Raw genomic sequence first — 22,214 nt, 5'->3', positions numbered from 1 at the left:
GGCTGTCCCACTGCGGATGGCCGTTTTTGCTTCCTAAGGAAATAAGCGGCATCTTTGCGCCGCCAATAAGGCAAACTTAATACAAGTAGAATGGAAAACATTCCAGTTACCACCTACCGTGGTTTCAGCGCCGTCAGCGGGGAGACAACCTTCACGCAGGACATGGCTGACATAAGAAACGGCAAGCATGCCAAGTTAATCATCAAAATCGCCAGCCTCGTGGCACAGGGAAAGGTGGAGGAAGCCAACCACGTCAAGAAGCAGCTTCCCTTCAGGACCCTCACGGCCAACTACCGGGAAAGAAGGCTCGCACCGAGCATCACCCGCTACAACCCCGTCATCACGCTCGACATCGACGACCTGGAAGAAGGACAGTTGGAGCAAACCCGGACCCTCATCAACGAAGACCCGCACACCCTGGGCAGTTTCCTCTCCCCCAAAAGGCACGGCTACAAGCTGTTCGTCTTCATGCAGACGGAATACACCCGGCGTCTGTATGACCGTCTCCGGCAGGGCGAGGTGACCTACGCCACGCTCGAGGAGATACACCTGAAGCTGTACAGCGCCGCCAAAGAGCACTACGAGGCCCTTCTCGGAGTAGAGGTGGACGGAAGCGGAAAGGACATCTCGCGAGGATACTTCATGTCCTTCGACCCGCATGCCTATATCAATGCCGCACTGCTGGAACAGATTTCCCCGTTGCCGGCACGCATCATCCCGCCTGCGAAGAAGGAGAACAGCCCAAAGAAGACGCCCGTCGAAACGGTACACCCCCTCCCCGCCTCCTCTGCCGCCACACCGCAGGACGCAAAGCCTTGGGAGAAGCTGATATTCTCCCAAGCCGTGACCGCCGTGAAGCGCACCACCAGGTTCCGGGCAGGCAACCGCGACAACTTCCTCTTCGCCCTGGGCAACAAATGCTACAGCAAGGGCCTGGACGAGCAGACAGCCATCAGACTGGCGAAAAACGAGTTCGGACAAGAGTATCCCGACGTGGAATCTCCCCTGCACAATGCCTACATCTATACCGACAAGACCAGCGAAGCCGCCACAAAGAAGGAAGAGAAAAAGCCCGTCATCAACCAAGTGATGAGCTTTCTGGAAGAGCACTACGGCATCCGCAGGAACCTCATCCTGGACCGCCTCGAATTTATGCCCTATGCCCTGTCGGCAGATGCCGGAAAAGGTTACCGCCCCATGCGCGGAAAGGACTACAACACCATGTTCGTAGACCTGCAGATGGCCGGCATCTCCTGCTACCAGAATTTCCTCAGAGCCGTGATAGACTCCAACTACGCCAAGGAGTTCAACCCCTACACCGACTATCTGTACGCGCTTCCCCCCTGGGACGGGACGGACTACATCGCCCAACTTGCCGACACCCTGACGACCGAGAACCGGGAGCTATGGCAGAAGGGCTTCAAACGGTGGATAGTGGGCCTGGTGGCCTGCGCACTGAGCGACGAGGACATGAACCAGCTCGTCATCATCCTCTACAGCGAGCAGGGAAAGGGAAAGAGCAGCTGGATTCGGCGCCTGCTGCCGCCCGAGTGGAAAGAGTACTTCTACAACGGCATAATAGACCCGAGCAACAAGGACGATGCCCGCCTGCTCGCCACGCGAATCATCATCAACATGGAGGAGTTCGAAGGCGTGAAGCCCGGCGAGCTGGCAGCATTGAAGCGAATCATCGCGCAGGACAACGTGACGCAGCGCAAGGCCTACGACATCGAAGCCTTCACCCTGCCCCGCCACTGCTCCTTCATCGCGAGCACCAACAACCGGCAGTGCCTGCAGGACATCGGCGGAAACCGGCGTTTCCTCCCCATCACCATCACCGGTATAGACTACCACACCCCGGTGAACCATCCCGGCATCTACGCCCAGGCGCTCGCCTTGCTGAAAGGCGGTTTCAGATACTGGTACGAGGGCGAGGAGATAGAACAGCTGAACAAGCACAACGAACGGCACCGCATGAAAGACCCCGTGGAGGAGAACCTCTTCGTCTTCTTCCGCAAACCGCTGCCCGAGGACCTGCAGGTAAAGTGGCTCCCTGCCAGCGTCATACTGACCAAGCTCAGCATATTCGGAAAGGTGCAGGTGAACCCGCACACCCAGCTGGTACTGGTGCAGGCACTGGAAAAGTACGGATTCGGCACACGGACCAACGAGCAGGAGACGACCGAATATGAGGTAGTGGACATCCAGCTATATCAGTAACCGGTATTCGAGGAGAAGAGAGAAGCCCCGTAACATATATTGTTGTGCATGACAACATATATTGTTACGGGGCTTTACATATATTGGCGTTTTCCTTACAAGGCTTCCCTATTTCCGGCCGACATCCTGTCAGGGTTCTCCCAGATACTTCACCAGCACTTTCACTTCCAGCGGAGTGAAGGTGCGCCGGTATTTGTTGTAGCCCACCTTCTCCAGCTCACCCTTCAGCGCCTTGTTGTGGCGTATCCATGCCGCCAGGGTATAGATGGCATTGCTGATGCAGTAAGTCGGGTTGTAGAGCATGGCAAGCTCCTCCTTCGAATAGGCGTGGATGCGGAACGGACGAAGGTCTTCCTCCCCCTCTTCCTTCTTTTCTTTTTCTGTTTTCATTCCTTATGTTATTGGTTGATTATTACACCATAAAGATACTGAATATCAGCGATATGACCAAGCATATACAGACATAAACGGGCATCGGACGAAGAACTTTTCTTGAACAGAAAGGAAACGGGAAAGAGACGGCGTAACCCGAAGAAAGCCATGAGCAGAAAAAGCCGGAGGAGTACTTTTGCAGCACCCCTCTTCCCCCCTAAAGGAGAAAGAGCAAAGTATTGCAATACGGGACTTTAATTTCTAATTGTTAATTTTTAATTATTTAATTGTTTATGGGAGTACCATTCAAGAAAATTGCGAGGAAAGATCCTCGAAAGGCAGATGCGGTGGCAAAGTTCTACCCGCAGCTGGTGACACTGGGCGACAATGCGACGCTGGACGACATTGCGTATGTGATGAAAGAGAAGAGTTCGCTGACGCTGGGAGACATCCAAAGTGTATTGACCAATTTTGTGGAAGCCATGATTACGACCCTCTACAGCGGCCAGTCGGTGAATATCAAGAACTTCGGCGTATTCAGCCTGTCGGCGCGTACGGCAGGCGTACTGGATGTAAAGGAGTGCACCGCCAAGAACATCAAAGCGGTGAAAATCAATTTCCGGCCTTCCAGCACCGTAAGACCGGACATCGCCGCCACGCGTGCCGGGCAGAAGATTGACTTCTACGACCTGGAAGCTTTGCTGAACAAGGGAGACGGTGAAGGAGGAAGCTCCGGCGGCGGTTCCGGCTCGGGAGACGGAGGCGGTTCGGACGGAGACCAGGGCGAAAATCCGTTGGGATAAGTATGACTGATTTTACTACCGATTCGTATGTTCAACTTTTAAAACGTATATAGCATGAAAAAAAGTATCTGGGATAAAATTCTGAAAGTCGTAATTGCAGTAGCCTCCGCCATCTTAGGGGCATTGGGAGCCAATGCGATGAACGTGAGCATTTAAGTCGCCGGAAAGAAAGGACGGCAGGAAGAGGAAACCCCGAAAAAGGTTTCCTCTTTTTCTTCCCTCTCTATACAGCGCAGGATACATCGCCTCGCAGACCGACTCGAAGCCGGCAGTGGTGGCATAGGCCTTGCAGCCTGCCATGTAGCGCAGGAATTTGACGTCATCGAGCTGATGGAAACTCAAGGTGTCGTCCACACGGCACACCTCGGCTTCCGGTTATAAATGACAAAAGTCACACCGGCATCGCGCAGACATGACTTCAAGAGAATTTATGGAATAAATACGTAAAAAGGATAATTCGGTCGGCATATGATGCCGGAATATCAGACAAATTCCTCGACCATATACATATCACTGACAAAATCGTCAACAATCTGTTCCAGGTTTTCGCAGGCTTCGTCAGGCGTTTCACCGTAGGCGCTGCACAACACATTATTCATAAAATAAGCGTAAAAACCACCGCCGGCTGCCGCCTCTACGGTATAGTCATTTCTGTTCAGTTTCATATTCGGGCCTCCTTTCTTTTTTTACGCTGCAAAAATGAGGGAAAGTTGTTACGAGGAGATGTGAAGGAGGTTACAATAGTATGTAGATTGGTTGGCTTTGATGCAGTGGAAAATAAATGGATTGAATATTAGGAGTTTTCATTTATTCAGTTTACCTTTGATTAAAAATAAAAGCAATGGGTAAAATTAAACCATATAAAGAGCAGGACTCTTCCAAACAAACGGCACAAGAACCGATGATGGCAACTTATCATCAATCAGCCATACCGATGGACGACTTTATCAACAGTATTCCCCGAGATGCTTTGGCTGAAGCCCTTCTATTTGCCTTAGAAGAGAATAAAGCAGGACACTGTATATCAAACTCCCAAATAGAGAGTATGATAAATGAACGCATGGGATGGAAATAGTCTGGTCTAAGTTGGCTTATGAGCACTTTTTAGAGATACTTATTTATGTAGAGAATAATTTTGGCATGTTGACGGCACAGAAAACACGTCAAAAGATACAAGACAAAGTAAATCTTTTAGCAAAACATCCGTATATAGGAATTATAGACAGTGATTTTTCTACTCTATTTAACAACATTACTGTCCGTCATTTAAAACTTTCCCCTAACGTGATATATTATTTGATTGATGAGAATAGGATTGTCATTGCAGCAATGCTTCATTCAAAACAATCTCCGGAAACTGTACGTAAAACAATCTCAGAATTTCTGAAGCAATATAAATAGCTGTTCATCAATTCATGATGAGAGATAACTCTATAAATTTAAAACCGAGAGGACGTATCAAGATATACAATCACCCCAGATTACGCAGATTAGCACAGATAAAAGTTTCTGATTATCAGAACTCCTAAAATCATCTGTGTGTTAATCCGCGTAATCCGGGGTGGGTATTATTAATAGGAACGTGCAAAAATCACGCGGCAGGCAGAAGGCTTGCCGGTAACCATACACTTGCCCGGTTCCTTGTCACCCGGAACAAATGAATCGAAAGGAATACAACGGATGGTTGCTTTGGTCTCTTCCTTGATTTTCTCTTCGGTTTCGGTAGTCCCGTCCCAATGAGCCAGAATGAAGCCGCCTTCTTCAATCTTTTCCTTGAATTCCTCGTAGCTGTCCACGCTGGTGATGCGGCTGTTACGGTAATCGAGCGCTTTCTTGTAGACATTTGCCTGAATGTCCTCGAGCAAATCCTTCACGTACTCTTCGATACCCTCGCAGGAACGCGTCTCCTTCTCCAGTGTATCGCGACGCATGATTTCCATTGTATTGTTCTCCAGGTCGCGGCCACCCATCACCAGACGGACGGGAACACCCTTCACCTCATAGTCGGCAAACTTGAAGCCCGGACGTTTGTTGTCGGCATTGTCGTACTTCACGGAAATACCCATTGACTTCAGCTTGGCAACAATGCCTGCCACTTTCTCGTCAATCTTAGCCAGCATCTCCGCATTCTTGTAGATAGGTACGATGACTACTTGTATCGGAGCCAGGTGCGGAGGAAGTACCAGACCGTTGTCATCGGAATGCGTCATGATAAGCGCTCCCATCAGACGGGTGGAAACACCCCAGGAGGTAGCCCAAACATACTCCAGCTTGTTCTCCTTATTGACGAACTGCACATCGAACGCCTTGGCGAAGTTCTGTCCCAGGAAGTGGGAAGTACCGCTCTGCAAAGCCTTTCCGTCCTGCATCATCGCTTCGATGGTGTAGGTGTTGAGGGCACCTGCAAAACGCTCGTTGGCAGACTTCACGCCCTTTACCACGGGCACCGCCATGTATTTTTCGGCAAACTCGGCATATACATTCAGCATCTTTACCGCTTCTTCTTCGGCTTCCTCGCGGGTGGCATGTGCCGTGTGTCCTTCCTGCCAGAGGAATTCGGCGGTACGGAGGAACAGACGGGTACGCATTTCCCAACGGAACACGTTTGCCCACTGGTTGCACAAGATAGGCAGGTCGCGGTATGAATTGATCCAGTTCTTGTAGGTGTTCCAGATGATGGTTTCGGAAGTGGGGCGGATAATCAGCTCTTCTTCCAGTTTTGCAGCAGGGTCCACCACCACACCGCCGCCATTCGGATCGTTCTTCAAACGATAGTGCGTCACGACGGCACACTCTTTGGCAAAGCCTTCCACATGTTCCGCTTCACGGCTGAGGAATGATTTCGGAATAAGCAAGGGGAAATAAGCGTTGACGTGTCCCGTTTCCTTGAACATATCGTCCAACTGACGTTGCATCTTCTCCCAGATAGCGTATCCGTAGGGCTTGATCACCATACAGCCGCGTACAGCCGATTGTTCTGCCAAATCGGCTTTTACCACCAACTCGTTGTACCACTGAGAATAGTTCTCACTACGTTTGGTAAGGTCTTTCAATTCTACTGCCATTCTATTTCGTTTTTTAAAGTTTTTCCTACGTTTAAAATGGCTTGACCCGAACATTTTCCTCGATATTTAAAAAAAGGCAGCCGCTGTGATGCAACTGCCTAACTCTAAATGGAGGAGCGGCAAGCGAGACTCGAACTCGTGACCCTCAGCTTGGGAAGCTGATGCTCTACCAACTGAGCTACTGCCGCATAAACATTTCCAAGGTCATGCCTTAAAAACGGTGGCAAAGTTAATAAATTCCTTCCTAAAAAAACAAACGTTTCGTCAAATATTTCCTATTTTTGCTCGGGAAAACAAAGATATTCTTTCAAAATACAGACTAAATACCAATGAAACGAATCATACTCATCACCGGAGGAGCACGTTCCGGCAAAAGCACCTATGCGGAAAAGCTGGCACTCGAGCTCTCTCCCACTCCCGTTTATCTTGCCACAGCACGCATTTGGGACGAAGAATTCCACCAGAGGGTAATCCGGCATCAGAAACGCCGGGGACCGGAATGGACAAACATCGAAGAGCAGAAAGAACTCAGCCGCCACCGGCTGGAGGGACGGGTTGTCCTGATAGACTGCATCACCCTGTGGTGTACCAATTTCTTCTTCGACCTCGAGTCTGATACCGACCGGGCACTTGCCGCAGTAAAGGCGGAGTTCGATCGCTTCACGGCACAAGACGCAACCTTTATCTTCGTCACCAATGAAATAGGCATGGGAGGAACTTCCGAAAACGAACTGCAACGAAAGTTCACGGACATGCAAGGCTGGATGAACCAATATGTAGCCGCCCGTGCCGACGAAGTGATACTGATGGTATCCGGCATCCCACTTACCGTAAAAAACACTCATTCATAAAACAACAAACAATTAAAATTCAACAGACTGATGAAAACATTTCATATCACCCGTCCGGACGAGTCAATCCGTCCCACATTGATTGACAAAATCAACAACCTGACCAAACCCAAAGGCTCATTGGGCATTTTAGAAGAACTGGCACTCCAAATCGGACTCATACAACAGACATTATCCCCCACCTTGAAACATCCGCAAAACATTATCTTCGCCGCCGACCACGGCATTGTAGAAGAAGGTGTCAGTCTGTCTCCAAAGGAAATCACCTGGCAGCAAATCAGCAACTTCCTTCATGGAGGGGCAGGTGTCAATTTCCTCTGCCGGCAGCACGGCTTTACCCTGAAAATAGTAGATGCAGGAGTAGACTACGACCTCCCCTACGAGAAAGGCATCATCAATATGAAAGTACGTAAAAGCACCCGGAGTTATCTGCACGAGGCAGCCATGACGGAAGAGGAAATGGAGATGTGCCTGGAACGGGGTGCCGAGGTGGTGCGCCAATGCCATGAAGAAGGCAGCAATGTCCTCAGCTTCGGTGAAATGGGTATCGGAAACACCTCTTCATCCTCCTTGTGGATGACCTGCTTTACCGGTATTCCTCTGGAACAATGTGTCGGCGCAGGTAGCGGACTCGACAGCGCGGGCATCCGCCACAAATACGAAGTGCTGAAACAGTCTATGGAGAATTACAAAGGCGACGGCTCTCCCCGGGACATCATCCGCTACTTTGGTGGACTGGAAATGGTAATGGCCATAGGCGCCATGCTGCAAGCTGCCGAGCTGAGGATGATTATCCTTGTTGACGGATTCATCATGACCAACTGCCTGCTTGCCGCCGCCAGGCTCTATCCGGAAGTGACGGATTACGCCATCTTCGGACACTGCGGAGACGAGTCGGGCCACAAACTGGTGCTCGACGCCCTGCATGCCCGTCCGCTGCTGAATCTGGGGCTGCGTTTGGGAGAAGGAACGGGGGCCATCTGTGCATATCCCATTGTCGACTCGGCCGTGCGGATGCTCAATGAAATGGATAACTTTGCACATGCCTCCATCACTAAATACTTTTAACATGAACAATGTCTTGGCTGCATTCATAATGCTCACCCGACTGCCCTTCTGGAAAATCAAGGAAGTACCGGCAGAGTGTTTCAAGCATGTGGTTCCCTATTGGCCGTTTGTAGGCTGGCTGACGGGAGGCGTGATGGCGGCAGTGCTGTGGCTTGCCGGACAGATTATGCCGGTGTCACTGGCATGGATTCTTGCCCTCATCGCACGCCTGCTTGTCACCGGTTGCCTGCACGAAGACGGGCTGGCGGACTTTTTCGACGGTTTCGGTGGCGGCACCACCCGAGAACGGACTCTAGCCATCATGAAGGACTCCCACATCGGAAGCTACGGTGTCATCGGATTGATATGCTATTTCCTGCTGTTGTTCCAACTTCATCACCTGCCACTGGGACTTCTCTGCATCCTTGTGCTCAGCGGTGACTGCTGGTCCAAATTCTGTGCCTCCCAGATTGTCAACTACCTGCCCTATGCCCGGAAAGAGGAAGACAGCAAAAGCAAGACCGTCTACAACCGCATGAGCTGGCACGAGTTACTGGCCGGATTTCTTTGCGGTCTGCTTCCTTTCGTACTGCTGCTGCCTATAAAGCTGTGGATTGCCACCCTCTTCCCACTACTCACCTTCTTCCTGCTCTACCGATTGATGAAGCGGCGCCTACAAGGATATACGGGTGACTGCTGCGGGGCCACTTTCCTGCTATGCGAACTGTCCTTCTACTTGGGAAGCCTTATTCTAATTATAAATTAACAACTGAAAATTAAAGATGGAAGTAATACTCATTCGACACACTTCGGTAGATGTCCCTCCGGGCGTATGCTACGGACAGACCGATGTTCCCCTGAAACCTACGTTTGAAGCGGAAGCCGCCGTGACAGCAGAAAACCTGAAGGCATACCTTCCGTTCGACCACGTCTACACCAGCCCCCTGACCCGCTGCGTGCGCCTCGCCACCTATTGCGGCTATCCCGATGCAGAACGGGACAAACGGATTATGGAAATCAATTTTGGCGACTGGGAGATGAAGCCGTTCGAGCAGAATGAAGACCCACGCTTGCAGGAATGGTATGCCGACTACATGAACGTGGCAGCTACCGGTGGAGAATCTTTTACTATGCAATACCGGCGTGTCAGCCAGTTTTTGGACGAATTAAAGAAGAAGCCCTATACGCGCGTTGCCATCTTCGCACATGGCGGCGTACTCATCTGCGCGCAACTCTATGCCGGAATCCTCAAAGCCGAAGAAGCCTTCGACGCATTGACGCCCTACGGCGGCATCGTCCGCATCAATCTCGACAAGGAATAGTGAACGAAATAGTAGGGCCTTCCTCCGCTTCGGTTTGCACCTTGTAGATACCTCCAAAATAATGAATAAAATGGGCATTGATTTCATGGCGAATCAAGCTCGTTTTATTCTCAAAATGTACCTTTGCAAACGGGGCGTTGACCACGTCGAAATAGAGGGCCGACCTAGTGCGGTCCCGTCTGATGCGGATAATCGCCTCATAACGGGCAGTGTCATTCTCTGACGGAGTCAGCATGCTGACAAGCAATGTATCGAACCACCTTCGGTCTGTCCTCGCAAGCTGTTCCTTGAGGTCGGTCTGCAGGCTGACAGACACAGTGCTCTCCTCACGGCCGTTCACTTTATCCAGCACCTCACTGCACAACTGAATAATGTCACACTCCTCGTCCTCATACTGAATCTTGCCGGACTCCAAGCGGGACAATTCCAGAATGCTGTTGACATAATTCAGCAGACTTTCCGCATTGGTCTGAATCATCTGCCCGTATTCCCTCTTAGTCTCCTTATCCAGCTCCTCCTTTCCGGTCAGCAATTCGGCAAAGCCCACCACCACATTCAGCGGAGTACGTATATCATGGCTGATTTCCGATTTCAGACGTTCCTTCGCGATGTTGTCCGTCTCTGCCTGCAAAGCGGCTTCAGCCGTCTTCTTCTCTACGACAGCAATCTTTCCGGAGACATAGCGCGTATACAAGTAGAAAAGCAGCATCAGCAGCAGGCAGACGCCCAGGAATATAAATCCTATACGGTAATTCATGTCCTGAATCTTCTGCTTCTCCAACAACAGCTCGTCAATGTGGTAAATCTCCTTCACCTGCTTCAACTGGTTGGCCGAGAAGGCATTGTTCAGCGAATCCTGCTTGCGTATGAGGTAGCGCCGGGTCTCGATGGCCCCGTCAATGTCCCCCTTGTCATATTGCGTACTCGCCTTGTAGTTTATCAAAGTGGCAAAGGTGGAGACGTAGTTGTTCAGTACCGTAGGGGTCACCTCGTCTATCAATGCGATGCTTTTGTCATACTCATCGGTCTTGGCATAGTATTGAAGCTGTATCAACTGGACATTCAGCCAGAAGACGGGATCTACATGCGGCTCAAGCAGTTTTTTTACTTTCTCGATATGCTCATGCGCCACTGTAAAGTTCTTCCGGTTCATGTAGTGCAGGATATACTTCACTTCGCAGTCAATCTCGAAATTGCTCCAGTTCTTCCTTGTCTCGGGTTCTTTGGAAATAACCGTCTGCAACGTCATGTCCATTTCATGCAAATAGGGCAGCTTCAAGCTGTCTTTACCGCCATTGCCGTATACCTGGGCAATACGCGACAGTATATCCACCTTCAGGCTGGCCTTTGTCTGGGGAGAGAAATTCCGGTAAGCCTCCAAGAAAGAGTCCAGTGCCTCATTCGGGCGGCTGGACACTCCGTAGGCACATCCCAAGCTGTTATACGCCGCTATCATCCCATTATTGCTATGGCGGAGTTTTGATTCCTCCAACGTCTCCTTAGCCACATACACCGCTTTCTCTATCTGTCTCTTGGAAGCCAGGGCGCGGCTGATGGCAGCCTTCTGCTCCAGATAATAATCGTAAGTGCCTACCTGGGGGACAAAATCCTTCAACACATCCACCCAATACGACAGACTGTCCGGGTCGTGTTTCTTGTCATAACATGCCGCCAGATAGTAAGCGCCCATATTCTCATAGAAAGCGTTCTTCTGCCGCCGCGCCTCCTCGTACAGACGGGTGGAAAAAGTCATGTTATAGGGAGCATACTGGTGCTTGTAGGCCATGTCACGGAGATACGTCAGCCGGACAAGGGTGGCCGGCAGGGCATCGGCAACCTTCAGGATGCTGTCCTGATACCGGACAGCCCCCGTGTCTTCTGCCAGCAGCGGACAGATATATCCGCAAAACAAAACATGGATGAGAATCAGTATTCGTTTCATTGCGCCGTTCCTCCGTGTAATGCGGGATTATACTTCAAAGGATGCGTAAAACAGAAACGCGCGCCACGGGTGTACCCACTGTCCACCCACAGCTTGCCGTTCATATATTTCACAATCAGTTGGCAGATGGAAAGACCCAGTCCGCTTCCCTGCACAAAATCATTCAGCTTTTCAAAGCGTTCAAAAATCAAGTGCTGCTTCTCCGGTGGAATGCCGCATCCGGTATCCGTCACGGAGAAAAGTGCCGTACCGGCATCAGCCATCTTCAGTTCCAGCACGATGGAGCCTTGTTCCGTAAACTTGGCGGCATTCACCAGCAGGTTTATCAAGACCTGGCGGAGGCGCGCATCGTCCGTATCCAGCATCAAGACGGACAAATCCGTGTCAAAACGCATTTCAACCTCCAGCTTGCGCGAGGCCATCACGGTCTCCACGACCTCATTACACAACTTCACGGCATCATGCGTGCGGATGTTGAAGGTTATATTGTCATTCTCGAAATCCGAGAAATCCAGAATGTCATTGATAAGTTTCAGCAACTGAAAGGAATTCACCTTGATAATTTCGGAGAATTCCCGGCGCGATTCGTCATCGAACGACTCGTCCTCATCCGTCAGTACCGCCGAGAATCCGACAATGGCATTCAGCGGCGTACGTACCTCATGGCTCATGTTCGAAAGAAACATATTCTTCCGTTGTATGGCTTGCACCGCTTTCTCCTTCATCGCCTCCTGCCGTATCTGGGAACGCTTCAAACGGAATATCTTCTTCCAGCCCAGCACCAGGAGGAATATCAGAAACAGTACGGACACAATGATGCCTGCCAGATAGAAACGCATGGATACAATGCGGTCGCGTTCGTTCTGGTAGGCCAGTTGGTCGGCCTGGAAACGGGTACAGAGCCGGTCTATCTCCTTGGGATAGTTCTTCTCGAACGAAGTCTTGATATACGAAAAGACCTTGCCGTACTGTCCGTAGGCTTCTTCCTTGTTTCCCATCTTCACCAGTAAATCCGCTTTTTCGAGCAGAGCTTCCTTGTAGATGTTATGGTTTATCCGGGCATATTCGGTTTGAAGGAAATCATTGTAGGCGGTCAAGGCTGCCTCATGCTCTCCGGTGGCCACCAGATAACGGGCATCTATAATCAGAAGGTATTGCTGTATCTCCGGAATCAGTTGCGCTTCAAGCTGGCCTATCTGTGCCAGATGATGGCTGGCGGCCTTCAAGTCACCCTTGAATAATTGGCAGGAAGCATTGGAGATGTGGCGCATGGCCAGCTCCAGCGGAGAAAGCCGGTCTTCCGGATAAAGGTTCAGACGTGCAAGATAACGCGAGGCACCGTTTACATTCCGTATGCGCAGGTTATAATCTATCAGTTCCACCAGTAGCATACGGATATGCACATCCTCCCCGTCCATCCCATCCAGCAGTCTCAAAGACTCTTCGTAAGCGGTACCGGCTTCCCGAAGCCTGCCGGTATAGCTGTACACCTCTCCCATGGCATTCAGCGCCAGGGCATTGCCGAAGGGGTAGGCAAGCGCGCGGGCTTTGGAGTACATCTGGTCGCTCTGGGCAATGGCCATACGGATTTCTCCACGGAAAAGGGAGGATTTTATAAGTATCCTTTCCAGTTCGAAATAGGTGTAATAGCGCTGGGATTCATCCAATTGGGACAAAAGGCCGTCGGCATTCAGCGAGTCACACTCCTCCCGGGTCAGATAGTCGAAACCGAGGCTGTTGTGAAAAGTGGAGATGACCTCATGGACTATACTTTCCTTTTCTTTAGTCCAAGAATCCGCTTTATCTGTTGTCGATGCAATTATTGTGCTCCCGAACCAAATAAAGAAAAGGAATATATATAATTGCTTTATCCTCATTTATAAGACTTTGTCTGCTTTAAAAGTTACATTTTTTAATGCAACGCGGTCTTGCAAAGATATTATATCTTTTTGGAACGGACAAAGAATCAGTTAAAATAACAACATTTTAAAAACAAAAGGAAGCCAAGGTCGATGTCACTATTACGGCAACCACCATCCACCACTCCACACGCCGGTTGATGCGGACAGCCACACGCATATCTTCTGTCTTCAGAGGCCGTTCATTAGAACCGATATAAGGTTTCCATACCTCCTCGCCGAAATAGTTGTGCGGACCTCCGAAACGGCAGTCCAGAATACCGGCAAGGGCGGCTTCCGGATAACCGGAATTGGGACTGGCATGCTGGCTGCCATATCTGCCCACAAAAGCAAACAAGGAAAGACGACCGGAAACCAGCACCATCAGAAAGGCTGTCAGACGAGCAGGAATATAATTGGCAACATCATCCAGACGGGCGGCGAAACAGCCGAACCGACGATAGCGCTCGTTCTTGTAGCCGACCATGGAATCCAGCGTGTTCACCATCTTATAGGCAAGCATGCCCGGAACTCCCAACAGCAGATACCAGAACAAGGGGGCAACTACCCCGTCACTCAAATTCTCTGCCAAAGTCTCCAATGCCGCGGTTCTCACCTCCTGCGCCGAGAGTGCAGACGTATCACGCCCTACGATACGTGCCACTTGCATCCTCCCTTCCTCCAAGGAACGGTCCACCGCCTTGAACACCATACGCACCTCGCGAACCAGTGTAGTACCTGCTAGGCAATAGAATATCAGCAGTATCTGCACCGTCAGAAGCATGCCCGGAGAAAAGAGTGCCGCCAAGCGGAGCAACAAAAGCGTAATGACATATACCCCCAAGACAAGAGACACCGCCACAAACGCACCTTTCAGGAAACACGAATCGCCCTGGTTCAACCGGTGCTCACAGAAAGAAATGGCTTTGCCGAAAGCCACAACCGGATGGGGCAGCCACGCCGGGTCGCCCAGCCAATGGTCGAGCAGCCAGGCAGTGAGAAGCGGCAGGTTCAAGTTGAAGGCGACACCCAAAAGTATAAGCACATCTTCTTCCATCGGTTATTCCTCCTCAAGCCATTGTCCTATTGCTTTTACAAGCCTGTCATTCTCCTCCCGGCTCTGGGCGGCTATACGGAAGAAGTGTTCATTCAGTCCGTCGAAGTTGGAGGCGTCCCGAATCAAGATACCATGCTCCCCTGCCAGATAGTCTTTCAAGGCGGAAGCCCTACCCATACGGAGGCACACCAGCATGAAATGGGTTTCGGTGGCCCATACTTCCAGTCCTCCCAATGCCTCGAGCGCACTGCGCAGGCGGGCAGCCTCTTGCAAGTAAGACGCCACATCCAGCGGATTGGGAACATCATGTTCCAGCAGATGGAGCCCCGCCTCAATGGCAAGCTGGTTGACCGACCAGGGCATACGGTTGGTACGCAGGCGATGCAGCAGGTGGGGAGCGCCGGTGACATATCCCAGTCGCAGACCGGGAACGGCATAACGCTTGGTCATGGAGTGCAGCAGCAGAACGTTGGGAAATTCCGCCGCCTCGGCAGCAGAGAAAAGCGGACGCAAGGTGAAAAACTCGTAGGACTGGTCGATGACGAAACATACCTGCGGATTATGACTGATAAGTGTTGCCAGATATTCCTTCTCCACAACCGTTCCGGTAGGGTTATTGGGATTGCACAGCCACAGCATGCGCACCTCTTCCGGCAAGCGATACCCCTCGCTCTCCGCAGGAAACCGATAGAGGGAAGTGACCCGATGGCCGTGCATGCGGCAGGCATCGGCATATTCACTGAAAGTGGGCTGCACAATGGCGGTGTTTGTCCCGCGGAAAGTCTGTGCGGTAAGATAGATGGCTTCGGTAGCTCCATTCGTCACGCACACTGCCTCGGCAGGAAGGTGGTGGTGGCGGGCAAGACAGGCCTCAAGCGTGTAAGGCTCCGGTTCGGGATAGTTGCCGATGCCGTCAATCCGGGTACACAGATGCGCCTTCAAGGCAGAGAGGTCTACCCTGCTGTAAACATTCGAGCTGAAGTTTGCCGTAATGGGACGGCTGTATTTATAGGAATCGTCTCCGTGTCCTTCAATCATGGTTCTTTGTCAATATTTGGTAGATAAGCGGCAGGTTGACGTGGCGGCGCACGTGCTCGGCAAGCCTATCGTATTGTTCTTCTTTGAATGTATGGTAATCGAAAGCGCCGGCATTCCCGGACAGTTTGTCTGCAAAAGGCGCAAGCAGGAAATCTATGAATTCCGGATTGTCGAGAATGCCATGAATATAAGTCCCCATGCAGGTGGAGTCCACGTAGTATCCGTCGGTAGAGCCGTTCTCCAAAAGATTCAGGGGAGAATCGGGAGTACCTTCCACGGGGGTGGTCACTCCCATATGGATTTCATAGCCCTGCATGAATGGAGAATGGAGAGTGGAAGATGGAGAATGGGGATTGCACAGACCGAACTTCACCTGACGGGTCACCTTCTCTCCCGACATGCGGGTACTGATGGGCAACAGCCCCAGTCCGGGCAGGCGTTCGATGTCCCCCTCCACATGCTCAGGGTCGAGCACCTCCTGCCCCATCATCTGATAGCCGCCGCAGATACCCATCACGGTGGCACCTTCACGGTGGGCACGGATGATGGCAGCCGCCACACCGTTACGGCGCAATTCGTAAAGGTCATCAAGCGTGCTCTTGGAGCCGGGCAGCAGGATGACGTCGGCCTTTGCCAGCTCATCCACATTGTTGGTATAGAACAGATGTACGCGCGGGTCACGCTCCAGCACATTGAAATCGGTGAAGTTACTGAGGTGGCGCAGCAGGATGACGGCGATGTTCACCTTTCCCTTCTCGGCACGGACAGACTTTGCGGCAAGCGCCACGGAGTCTTCTTCTTCAATGTAGATATCACGGTAGTAAGGCACCACCCCGACAACGGGAATGCCGCAAAGCTCCTCCAGCATCGTAATGCCCGACTCGAAGAGACGTATATCCCCCCGGAACTTGTTGATAAGAATTCCTTTAATTCGCTCCCGCTCATGGGGACGAAGCAACATCAGCGAACCGTAGACGCTGGCAAACACACCGCCACGATCAATGTCGCCCACAAGAATTACATCGGCTCCGGCATGCAGGGCCATCGGCAGATTGACAAGGTCGGTATCCCGCAGATTGATTTCGGAGATGCTTCCCGCGCCTTCCAGCACAACGGGATTATAGCGGGCGGCAAGGCGGTCGTAGGCAGCACAAACCTCCCAGCGCAGTTCGTCGCGTCCTTCCTTGCGGAAATAATCATAAGCATTGCGGTTGCCGATAGGACGCCCGTTAAGAACAACCTGCGAGGTATGGTCCGACTGTGGTTTCAGCAGCAGCGGATTCATGTCCGTGTGGCAAGGCACTCCGGCGGCTTCTGCTTGCACAGCCTGGGCACGGCCTATCTCCAGCCCTTCGGGAGTGGCAAATGAATTGAGCGCCATATTCTGTGCCTTGAACGGTGCGGGCTGATAGCCGTCCTGCTTGAAGATACGGCAGAAGGCGGCAGCAATGATGCTCTTTCCCACATCACTACCCGTCCCGGCAAACATAATCGGATGAAGTTTCTCCATAAATTCTATTTTAGCGAATGCAAAGATAGTGCAAATCCGAATATCTCTCCCATTCATAAGCCATATCTTCGGAAACTATTCGTTATATTTGTAACGTTCTATTCAAAAAGATGACTACTGAACAATTCCCACCTCCTCTTGTTTAGAGAAACAAGAACCCCTAAACCGAACGAACTTATGAATAATCTATCATGCCGGAGATTTTTTCCGGTTGCTGCCTGCGTGCTGCTTGCCATCGGTGAAGTGGCTGCACAAACCTCCCTTCCCCTTAGCTTCGGTGATGCCCTAAGGCAGATGCAAAACGGCAACCGCAGCCTGAAAATAGCTGACAAGGGAATTGAAGCCGCCCGTGCGGAACGTGACAAACTGAATGCCCTCTGGTACCCCTTCCTGCAAGGTGCCGGTACGTTCGTGCATCTTTCCGAAAAGATAGAGGTAAAACAGCCCCTTTCCCAGTTCACCGACCCGGCAAAGGACTTTGTGCACAACATCGTGCCGGACGACCAATTCATCAGCAGCATACTCGACCAGATAGGCTCCCATACCCTTGCCTTTCCACTGGCTCCACGCAACCTGACTTCCGTCGGCCTGACCGCCGAATGGGTCGTATTCTCCGGCGGCAAGCGCATCCGGGCCTCGAAGATAGGCAACACCATGATAGACATTGCCCGCGAAAACCGGGGACAGACCGATGCCACGCAACGCACCCTGCTGGCAGAAAGCTACTTCGGGCTGAAACTTGCGCAAGAGGTAGTACGCGTGCGGCAGGAGACTTACAACAGTCTGCAACGCCATTACCAGAATGCCCTTAAACTGGAAGCTGCCGGCATGATAGACAAGGCAGGCCGGCTCTTTGCCCAAGTGAATATGGATGAAGCTGCCCGTTCACTGGAGGCTGCCCGGAAGGAGGCCTCCGTCGTGCAAAGTGCCCTGCGCACCCTGCTCAACCTGCAAGACACATGCAGCATCCATCCTACTTCGGAGCTTTTCATCAACGACCAACTGCCCGCCAAAGAGGAGTTCCTGCAAGCCATGCGGGTGGAGAACTACACCGTGAACCAACTGCAACTGCAGTCACAGATTGCCCGCCAGCAGCTCCGCATCGACCAGAGCGGCTACCTGCCGGACATCGCCGTATTCGGCAAGCAGACCCTCTATGCCCACGGCATACAGAGCAACCTCGTCCCCCGCACCATCGTAGGCGTGGGCTTCACCTGGAACCTGTTCGACGGACTGGCGCGTGAGAAGCGCATCCGCCAGTCGAAGATAGCCCAGCAGACCCTTGCCCTGGGACAAGAAAAAGCCAAAGAAGACCTGAGCGTAGGCATCGACAAGCTCTACACCCAACTGCAAAAGGCACAAGACAACGTACGCGCCTTGAATACCACCATCGAGCTGAGCGAAGAGCTGGTGCGAATCCGCAAGAAATCCTTTGCCGAAGGCATGGCAACCAGTACCGAGGTCGTAGATGCGGAAACGATGCTGGCAACCGTCCGCGTGGCGCGTCTGGCAGCCTACTACGAATATGATGTGGCACTGATGAACCTGCTGGCTATCTGCGGAACGCCGGAACGGTTCGAGAAATATTTCGAGACAACTTATTAAAACCTACCCTTTATGAAAATCAATAATAAAAGCATCAGCATTGCATTCGTCATTATCCTGGCTGCAACGGTCATCATTTCACTTGCCGGCATGTTACTCATGAGCCGGCAGCCCCTGGTCCTGCAAGGACAAGTGGAAGCAACGGAAATACGTATCAGCGGAAAGCTACCCGGACGTGTGGACTCCTTCCTCGTACAAGAGGGCGACTGGGTGAAGGCAGGCGATACGCTTGTCGTCATCAACAGCCCCACCATCGAAGCCAAATACCGCCAGGTGAATGCCCTGGAGCAGGTGGCCCAGGAGCAGAACAAGAAGATAGACGCCGGTACCCGCCGCCAGATTGTGGCCACCGCCCGGCAACTCTGGAACAAGACGCAGAGCGACCTTGCCCTCGCCAAGACCACTTACCAGCGCATTGTAACGCTTTATAAGGACAGTGTCGTCACCTCCCAGCGGCGTGACGAGGTGGAAGCCATGTACAAAGCCGCCCAAGCCGCCGAACGTGCCGCCTACGAGCAATACCAGATGGCCGTAGACGGAGCGCAGAGCGAGGACCGCGCCTCGGCCCGCAGCCTGGTGGAAGCGGCGCGAAGCACCGTCGATGAAGTCTCCTCCCTCCTCGTCGACTCCCGCCTGACTGCTCCCGAAGACGGCCAGATAGCCACCATCTTCCCCAAACGCGGAGAGCTGGTGGCCCCCGGCACTCCCATCATGAGCCTTGTCGTGATGGACGATGCACACGTGGTACTGAACATACGCGAGGACCTGATGCCGCAGTTCAAGATGGGAGGCACTTTCCGTGCCGATGTCCCCGCCATCGACGGCAAGGACATTGAATTCCGCATCTATTACATCAGTCCGCTGGGCAGCTTCGCCACCTGGAAATCCACCAAACAGACGGGCAGCTATGACATGCAGACGTTCGAGATACACGCACGTCCCACACAGCAGGTAGAGGGATTGAGACCGGGGATGTCCGTACTTTTAAAAATGAAGAATGAAAAATGAAAGATAAAGAATTTGGCTGCGCAATGAAAGCGCTTCGCATGGTTATCCGTCGCGAATGGCACCGCATGACCTCCCGCCGTCTATACCTCGGCGTCTGCGTCGTGCTACCCTTACTCTGTCTGTTCTTCATGGCCACCATCTTTGGAAACGGACAGATGGAGAACATTCCCGTGGGTATCGTCGACCTGGACAACACTGCCACTTCGCGCAATATCTCCCGGCGCATCTCTGCCGCCCCCACCTTCCGTGTGACGGAGCACTTCACCGACGAAGCCGACGCCCGCCGGGCATTGCAACAGAAGGACATATACGGCTACCTCGTCATCCCGCCCCGCTTCGAACAGAAGGCGGTGACGGGAACTGGCGCAACGCTCACCTATTATTACCACTATGCCCTTCTTTCGGTAGGCAGCGAGCTGATGGCGGCGTTCGAGAATACGCTTGCCCCCGTGGCGCTCTCGCCCATCGTGATGCAGGCCGAAGCTCTGGGAGTCAGCGGAGAACAGATACAGACCTTTCTGCTCCCCGTAGAAGCCAGTACCCATCCCCTCTACAATCCGGACATGGACTACTCCATCTACCTGAGCCAGCCTTTCTTTTTCGTACTGTTCCAGATACTCATCCTGCTCACCACCGTTTACTCCATAGGCGGCGAACTGAAGTTCGGCAGTGCCGGCGAATGGCTGAAGACGGCACGGGGCAATATCCTCACTGCCGTAGCAGGGAAACTGCTGCCCTATACCCTCATCTTCTCGTCCATCGGTATCCTGGCAAACTATGTACTGTTCGGCCCGCTACATATCCCCTTCGCTGGCAGTCTGTGGCTGATGAATGCAGTGACCGTACTCTTCATCATCGCTACCCAGGCATTGGCGGTCTTTATCTATTCGGCCTTTCCCAAGATTGCCTATATCATCAGTGTAGTGTCCATGGTGGGGTCATTGGGGGCTACGCTGTCCGGAGTCACGTTTCCCGTTACAGCCATGTATGCGCCCGTGCATGCCGCCTCCTACCTCTTCCCCGTGCGGCACTTCACGGAGGCGGCACAAGCCATGATTTACTTCGATGCAGGGTTTGCCTACTTCTGGCAGTCGGTAGCTACACTCTTCATCTTCCTACTGGCGGCACTGCTGATACTGCCATTGCTGAAATGGTGGATAAAAAAAGAGATAAGGGAAGAAGCAATCTCCGCCTCCCCATCACCTTGCCCACCTGCCGCATTGTCAACAGCTTCCATTATCCGCCACGAGTGGCATGCCATCGCCACCAATCCCGCCATCCTGCTCGTGCTGGCAGGCGGTATCTTCCTCTACGGACTGCTCTACAACTACATGTACGCCCCCAACCTGGTGCGCAAGGCTCCCGTCGCAGTGGTAGACCTCTCCCACTCCGCCCTCAGCCGCGAATACATCCGACTGCTCGACGCCACTCCCCAGACCGCCGTCTACGGCCAGACACCCAACATCCTCGAAGCCCGCCAATGGATGAAGCAGGGCGACGTGGCAGGCATCCTTTACCTGCCTGCCGACTTCGAGGCACGTGTGGCACGGGGCGAGACTTCGGTCTTCGTACTCTATGCCGCCACGGACGCTTTCCTCAACTTCAAAGGACTGCAAGAATCCAGTGCGCGCGTCATGCTTGCCGTGAACGATGCCCACCGCATGGAGGGCACCGTATTCCTACCTCCGCAAGGACTGCTGGCAGTGGCTTCGTCCGCTCCCGTCAGCGTGTCCGGCACGGCGCTCTACAACTATACAGAGGGCTACGGTTCCTATCTGATTCCCGCCGTCCTAATTGTCATCATCTTCCAGACGATGCTGATGGTGATTGCCATGCTGACGGGCGAGGAAGCGGAAGCCCGAAGAAAAGGAATACGGCTGATGCGTGCCGACTCATTGAAGGATACATTACGGATTGTCGGAGGCAGGACCTTCGTATACTTCATGCTCTACGTGGTGTTTTCCCTATTCCTGCTGGGACTGTTGCCGCACCTGTTCAGCATCCCACACATCGGCAGCGGAGGAGACATCGTCACAATGATGATACCCTTCCTGCTGGGCACGAGTTTCCTTGCCCTGGCCGTCTCCCGCTGGTTTACAGACTCCGAAGCGCCGTTGCTGATGATAGCCTTCTTCTCTGTGGGCTATATCTTCCTTTCGGGCGTGTCCTATCCGCTGGAGCTGATGCCGTGGTATTGGCAGACAGCCCACTATCTGTTTCCGGCAGGTCCTGCCGTACTTGCTTTTGTAAAACTGAATTCAATGGGTGGAACGCTGGCCGACGTATGGCCGCAGATGCTGACGATGTGGATACAAGTATTGGTCTATGGAACTTTGGCGCTCTGCACTACACGCCACCTCTACGGAAAAGGAAAAGTGAAGGCATAAAAAAAGGCTATCTATCCCAGACAGCCAATCTTTTGTTAACCTTAAATCTAATACTATGAAAAACACATTGCAAATGTACGGACTTCCCC

At 52.3% G+C, this 22,214-nt stretch carries 20 protein-coding genes, 1 tRNA gene and 1 pseudogene; 12 read left to right on the top strand and 10 right to left on the bottom strand.

Going from position 1 to position 22,214, the window contains the following annotated elements:
• The first annotated feature begins 90 nt into the window (after positions 1 to 90).
• Entirely contained in the window at positions 91 to 2,220 is a 2,130-nt protein-coding gene (locus CSD97_RS11630) for a VapE domain-containing protein (protein WP_098032433.1), read from the top strand.
• Between the two features lie 129 nt (positions 2,221 to 2,349).
• Here the strand turns inward: CSD97_RS11630 and CSD97_RS11625 are convergent, their stop codons facing one another.
• Positions 2,350 to 2,610, bottom strand: coding sequence for a DUF4248 domain-containing protein (locus CSD97_RS11625; RefSeq protein WP_087332471.1), 261 nt, complete (start codon positions 2,608 to 2,610; stop codon positions 2,350 to 2,352).
• Between the two features lie 275 nt (positions 2,611 to 2,885).
• Between CSD97_RS11625 and CSD97_RS11615 the strand changes: the two genes are divergently transcribed.
• A complete protein-coding gene (locus tag CSD97_RS11615; protein WP_008663501.1) occupies positions 2,886 to 3,395 on the top strand; it encodes an HU family DNA-binding protein in 510 nt (169 codons plus the stop codon).
• A gap of 54 nt (positions 3,396 to 3,449) precedes the next feature.
• Entirely contained in the window at positions 3,450 to 3,551 is a 102-nt protein-coding gene (locus CSD97_RS18840) for a smalltalk protein (protein ID WP_005829220.1), read from the top strand.
• Here the strand turns inward: CSD97_RS18840 and CSD97_RS19090 are convergent.
• Together CSD97_RS19090 and CSD97_RS11605 are read right to left on the bottom strand one after the other, a co-directional pair.
• Positions 3,540 to 3,761, bottom strand: a pseudogene (locus CSD97_RS19090) (hypothetical protein); the annotation flags it as partial. The gene CSD97_RS18840 and the pseudogene CSD97_RS19090 sit on opposite strands and share 12 nt — an antisense overlap.
• Before the next feature lie 116 nt (positions 3,762 to 3,877).
• On the bottom strand, positions 3,878 to 4,060 hold the full coding sequence (locus CSD97_RS11605; protein WP_005829223.1) for a hypothetical protein: 183 nt from the start codon (positions 4,058 to 4,060) through the stop codon (positions 3,878 to 3,880).
• Between the two features lie 176 nt (positions 4,061 to 4,236).
• Here CSD97_RS11605 and CSD97_RS11600 point away from each other — a divergent pair, with 176 nt between their 5' ends.
• Together CSD97_RS11600 and CSD97_RS11595 are read left to right on the top strand one after the other, a co-directional pair.
• Positions 4,237 to 4,470 carry a hypothetical protein gene (locus CSD97_RS11600; RefSeq protein WP_005829224.1) on the top strand — a complete coding sequence of 78 codons (234 nt, stop codon included), beginning with the start codon at positions 4,237 to 4,239 and terminating at the stop codon, positions 4,468 to 4,470.
• Positions 4,461 to 4,796 (top strand): type II toxin-antitoxin system RelE/ParE family toxin, encoded by a 336-nt coding sequence (locus tag CSD97_RS11595; protein WP_005836958.1) that lies wholly within the window; start codon positions 4,461 to 4,463, stop codon positions 4,794 to 4,796. The genes CSD97_RS11600 and CSD97_RS11595 overlap by 10 nt, the downstream gene beginning before the upstream one ends.
• A 170-nt stretch (positions 4,797 to 4,966) precedes the next feature.
• Here CSD97_RS11595 and proS read toward each other — a convergent pair whose 3' ends face one another.
• Both proS and CSD97_RS11585 read right to left on the bottom strand, forming a co-directional pair.
• Entirely contained in the window at positions 4,967 to 6,460 is a 1,494-nt protein-coding gene (gene proS / locus CSD97_RS11590) for a proline--tRNA ligase (RefSeq protein ID WP_005829226.1), read from the bottom strand.
• 115 nt (positions 6,461 to 6,575) lie between these two features.
• Positions 6,576 to 6,648, bottom strand: a tRNA-Gly gene (locus CSD97_RS11585).
• A 141-nt stretch (positions 6,649 to 6,789) separates the two neighbouring features.
• On the opposite strand from CSD97_RS11585, the gene cobU reads away from it, so the two are divergent.
• From cobU to cobC, 4 genes are read left to right on the top strand one after another with little or no spacing between them, the layout of a single operon-like run.
• Entirely contained in the window at positions 6,790 to 7,311 is a 522-nt protein-coding gene (gene cobU / locus CSD97_RS11580) for a bifunctional adenosylcobinamide kinase/adenosylcobinamide-phosphate guanylyltransferase (RefSeq protein WP_098032431.1), read from the top strand.
• A 30-nt stretch (positions 7,312 to 7,341) separates the two neighbouring features.
• Complete coding sequence (gene cobT / locus CSD97_RS11575; RefSeq protein ID WP_098032430.1) at positions 7,342 to 8,379, top strand: nicotinate-nucleotide--dimethylbenzimidazole phosphoribosyltransferase; 1,038 nt, start codon at positions 7,342 to 7,344, stop codon at positions 8,377 to 8,379.
• Position 8,380: 1 nt separating this feature from the next.
• Positions 8,381 to 9,124, top strand: a complete 744-nt coding sequence (gene cobS, locus CSD97_RS11570) for an adenosylcobinamide-GDP ribazoletransferase (RefSeq protein WP_098032429.1) — start codon at positions 8,381 to 8,383, stop codon at positions 9,122 to 9,124.
• A 16-nt stretch (positions 9,125 to 9,140) separates the two neighbouring features.
• Positions 9,141 to 9,680 carry an alpha-ribazole phosphatase gene (gene cobC / locus CSD97_RS11565; RefSeq protein WP_057252470.1) on the top strand — a complete coding sequence of 180 codons (540 nt, stop codon included), beginning with the start codon at positions 9,141 to 9,143 and terminating at the stop codon, positions 9,678 to 9,680.
• On the opposite strand, the gene CSD97_RS11560 is transcribed toward cobC, so the two are convergent.
• From CSD97_RS11560 to CSD97_RS11540, 5 genes are all read right to left on the bottom strand, one after another.
• On the bottom strand, positions 9,661 to 11,622 hold the full coding sequence (locus CSD97_RS11560) for a HAMP domain-containing sensor histidine kinase (protein ID WP_098032428.1): 1,962 nt from the start codon (positions 11,620 to 11,622) through the stop codon (positions 9,661 to 9,663). The two genes, cobC and CSD97_RS11560, sit on opposite strands and share 20 nt — an antisense overlap.
• A complete protein-coding gene (locus CSD97_RS11555; protein WP_098032427.1) occupies positions 11,619 to 13,499 on the bottom strand; it encodes an ATP-binding protein in 1,881 nt (626 codons plus the stop codon). Before CSD97_RS11555 ends, CSD97_RS11560 begins: the two co-directional genes overlap by 4 nt.
• Before the next feature lie 109 nt (positions 13,500 to 13,608).
• Positions 13,609 to 14,577, bottom strand: coding sequence for an adenosylcobinamide-phosphate synthase CbiB (cbiB, locus tag CSD97_RS11550; RefSeq protein WP_098032426.1), 969 nt, complete (start codon positions 14,575 to 14,577; stop codon positions 13,609 to 13,611).
• Positions 14,578 to 14,580: 3 nt separating this feature from the next.
• Positions 14,581 to 15,615, bottom strand: a complete 1,035-nt coding sequence (locus tag CSD97_RS11545) for a threonine-phosphate decarboxylase (protein WP_098032425.1) — start codon at positions 15,613 to 15,615, stop codon at positions 14,581 to 14,583.
• Complete coding sequence (locus CSD97_RS11540; RefSeq protein WP_173675112.1) at positions 15,608 to 17,125, bottom strand: cobyric acid synthase; 1,518 nt, start codon at positions 17,123 to 17,125, stop codon at positions 15,608 to 15,610. Before CSD97_RS11540 ends, CSD97_RS11545 begins: the two co-directional genes overlap by 8 nt.
• Positions 17,126 to 17,302: 177 nt before the next feature.
• Here CSD97_RS11540 and CSD97_RS11535 point away from each other — a divergent pair, with 177 nt between their 5' ends.
• Genes CSD97_RS11535 through CSD97_RS11525 form a run of 3 tightly spaced genes read left to right on the top strand, consistent with a single transcriptional unit; the run spans position 17,303 to position 22,125 of the window.
• Complete coding sequence (locus CSD97_RS11535; RefSeq protein ID WP_098032423.1) at positions 17,303 to 18,730, top strand: TolC family protein; 1,428 nt, start codon at positions 17,303 to 17,305, stop codon at positions 18,728 to 18,730.
• A gap of 12 nt (positions 18,731 to 18,742) precedes the next feature.
• On the top strand, positions 18,743 to 19,738 hold the full coding sequence (locus CSD97_RS11530; RefSeq protein WP_005836940.1) for an efflux RND transporter periplasmic adaptor subunit: 996 nt from the start codon (positions 18,743 to 18,745) through the stop codon (positions 19,736 to 19,738).
• Positions 19,735 to 22,125 carry an ABC transporter permease gene (locus CSD97_RS11525; protein WP_098032422.1) on the top strand — a complete coding sequence of 797 codons (2,391 nt, stop codon included), beginning with the start codon at positions 19,735 to 19,737 and terminating at the stop codon, positions 22,123 to 22,125. The genes CSD97_RS11530 and CSD97_RS11525 overlap by 4 nt, the downstream gene beginning before the upstream one ends.
• Positions 22,126 to 22,214 lie beyond the last annotated feature (89 nt).

The organism is Bacteroides sp. AR29 (assembly GCF_900217715.1).
In the GTDB taxonomy this organism is placed as follows: domain Bacteria; phylum Bacteroidota; class Bacteroidia; order Bacteroidales; family Bacteroidaceae; genus Bacteroides; species Bacteroides uniformis.
The sequence above is the reverse complement of the archived record's forward strand: the minus strand, read 5'-3'. Positions and strand labels throughout refer to the sequence as shown.

Bases quoted from the DNA above. Each gene is read 5' to 3' on its own strand.
- CSD97_RS11630 (WP_098032433.1), top strand. From the start codon at position 91: ATGGAAAACATTCCAGTTACCACCTACCGTGGTTTCAGCGCCGTCAGC.
- CSD97_RS11625 (WP_087332471.1), bottom strand. From the start codon at position 2,610: ATGAAAACAGAAAAAGAAAAGAAGGAAGAGGGGGAGGAAGACCTTCGT.
- CSD97_RS11615 (WP_008663501.1), top strand. From the start codon at position 2,886: ATGGGAGTACCATTCAAGAAAATTGCGAGGAAAGATCCTCGAAAGGCA.
- CSD97_RS18840 (WP_005829220.1), top strand. From the start codon at position 3,450: ATGAAAAAAAGTATCTGGGATAAAATTCTGAAAGTCGTAATTGCAGTA.
- CSD97_RS11605 (WP_005829223.1), bottom strand. From the start codon at position 4,060: ATGAAACTGAACAGAAATGACTATACCGTAGAGGCGGCAGCCGGCGGT.
- CSD97_RS11600 (WP_005829224.1), top strand. From the start codon at position 4,237: ATGGGTAAAATTAAACCATATAAAGAGCAGGACTCTTCCAAACAAACG.
- CSD97_RS11595 (WP_005836958.1), top strand. From the start codon at position 4,461: ATGGAAATAGTCTGGTCTAAGTTGGCTTATGAGCACTTTTTAGAGATA.
- proS (WP_005829226.1), bottom strand. From the start codon at position 6,460: ATGGCAGTAGAATTGAAAGACCTTACCAAACGTAGTGAGAACTATTCT.
- cobU (WP_098032431.1), top strand. From the start codon at position 6,790: ATGAAACGAATCATACTCATCACCGGAGGAGCACGTTCCGGCAAAAGC.
- cobT (WP_098032430.1), top strand. From the start codon at position 7,342: ATGAAAACATTTCATATCACCCGTCCGGACGAGTCAATCCGTCCCACA.
- cobS (WP_098032429.1), top strand. From the start codon at position 8,381: ATGAACAATGTCTTGGCTGCATTCATAATGCTCACCCGACTGCCCTTC.
- cobC (WP_057252470.1), top strand. From the start codon at position 9,141: ATGGAAGTAATACTCATTCGACACACTTCGGTAGATGTCCCTCCGGGC.
- CSD97_RS11560 (WP_098032428.1), bottom strand. From the start codon at position 11,622: ATGAAACGAATACTGATTCTCATCCATGTTTTGTTTTGCGGATATATC.
- CSD97_RS11555 (WP_098032427.1), bottom strand. From the start codon at position 13,499: ATGAGGATAAAGCAATTATATATATTCCTTTTCTTTATTTGGTTCGGG.
- cbiB (WP_098032426.1), bottom strand. From the start codon at position 14,577: ATGGAAGAAGATGTGCTTATACTTTTGGGTGTCGCCTTCAACTTGAAC.
- CSD97_RS11545 (WP_098032425.1), bottom strand. From the start codon at position 15,615: ATGATTGAAGGACACGGAGACGATTCCTATAAATACAGCCGTCCCATT.
- CSD97_RS11540 (WP_173675112.1), bottom strand. From the start codon at position 17,125: ATGGAGAAACTTCATCCGATTATGTTTGCCGGGACGGGTAGTGATGTG.
- CSD97_RS11535 (WP_098032423.1), top strand. From the start codon at position 17,303: ATGAATAATCTATCATGCCGGAGATTTTTTCCGGTTGCTGCCTGCGTG.
- CSD97_RS11530 (WP_005836940.1), top strand. From the start codon at position 18,743: ATGAAAATCAATAATAAAAGCATCAGCATTGCATTCGTCATTATCCTG.
- CSD97_RS11525 (WP_098032422.1), top strand. From the start codon at position 19,735: ATGAAAGATAAAGAATTTGGCTGCGCAATGAAAGCGCTTCGCATGGTT.